The organism is Sphingobacterium sp. IITKGP-BTPF85 (assembly GCF_001006065.1).
GTDB lineage: Bacteria > Bacteroidota > Bacteroidia > Sphingobacteriales > Sphingobacteriaceae > Sphingobacterium > Sphingobacterium anhuiense.
This window is the reverse complement of sequence record NZ_ASZT02000295.1, coordinates 1-1525: the sequence shown is the minus strand read 5'-3', so window position 1 is coordinate 1525 and position 1525 is coordinate 1. Positions and strand designations below refer to the sequence as shown.

General features: G+C 39.7%; 1 protein-coding gene. It reads left to right on the top strand.

The genetic code is table 11. The features are described 5' to 3' along the window. The first annotated feature begins 86 nt into the window (after positions 1-86). Positions 87-1223 carry an IS4 family transposase gene (locus L950_RS25255; protein WP_021189521.1) on the top strand — a complete coding sequence of 379 codons (1137 nt, stop codon included), beginning with the start codon at positions 87-89 and terminating at the stop codon, positions 1221-1223. Positions 1224-1525 lie beyond the last annotated feature (302 nt).

The following is a 1525-nucleotide window of genomic DNA, read 5'->3' as shown; positions in this document are numbered from 1 at the left end:
ACTTGCGTCCTAAACGTTTAAAAAGTGGCGGTGTTTGGATATAGCAAAGTTGCTATATTTAAATTGCAAAATTATAACACACCACCATGATAAATTTAAATGTTTTTAGTCAGATTTTATCTCTTATCGACCGCGAATTATTCAAAGATTTGGTTTCAAAGCACAAAAGTGACAAACATCAGAAAGGGATCAACAGCTGGACGCATCTAGTCAGTATGCTTTTCTGTCATTTTTCCTCGGCAGATTCGGTTCGTGATATTAGTAACGGTCTACGCAGTACCACTGGTAATCTGAACCACTTAGGTGTAGTAAGAGCTCCAAGTAAGTCTAATATATCCTATATCAACACACACCGTACCCATGAACTTTTCAAAGATCTTTACTATTCTGTTTTGGATAGGCTTTGGCAAAAGGACACCCATTTTCGCAAAGATCTTGGTCAGCTAAAGCGTAAAGTATATCTGATGGATGCAAGCATCATCCCCTTATGTCTATCTGTATTTGACTGGGCAAAGTTTCGCAGCACCAAAGGTGCCGTAAAGCTGCACACTGTCTTGGATTATGATGGCTGCCTACCTGTTTTTATGCAGATTACCGATGGAAAAGTACATGAGAGCCAGCGAGCCGGTAGTTACAGTTTTTCCAAGGGAAGCGTGGTGGTAGTGGACCGTGGCTACGTGGATTACAGCTGGCTTGGGGATTTGGACAGCAGGGGGTGTTACTTCGTTACCAGGAGTAAAGTTAATATGAAGTACAAGGTTATCAAGTCCTATCAGAGTGAAGCACTCATGGAAAAGGGGATCCTTAAGGATGAGCTCATTGAGCTATCCGGTGCTGCCTGCAATAAATACAACGGCAAGCCGCTACGCCTAGTCCACTTTTGGGACAGCACCACTGGCAATGAGTACCACTTTTTGACCAATAATACGAAGTGGAAGGCTTCTTTGGTTGCAAACATCTATAAACAACGCTGGCATATCGAAGTCTTCTTCAAGCATCTAAAGCAGCGCTTAAAAGTATCGACATTCATAGGGACTTCTGAAAATGCAGTGATGATCCAGATCTGGACTTCACTCATTGGCATATTACTGTTAAAATACTTACAAAAAAAGGCCAAATATGACTGGAACCTGTCCAATCTGGTCGCATTCATCAGAATGAATATCTTCGTGAAAATAAACATCTGGCAATGGATAGATGATCCTTTCTCAGGCCGCCTATAAAAGGAAAAAAGGGACAGCTAAAGATCTTCGCAGATTGAAAAATAGGGGTCAATATCGAAATGATGAAAAAAGCTATGCTTGTACCACAGAAATCGAATCCTAAAATTTATTTAGGACACATATGGTTATTTTTAAAACTTATATAGCCCTTTTTAAAAATTATTAATTCTACAGATTATCTTTTCCCCACCTCTTAACCTTTCTATCCACTTTTTCGCAAATTTTCATCAGCTGTTTTTACAATACCGATGTAGCTTACCTTTATTGGAGTAACCATCCACAAAACTGCAGTGTTGATTTTT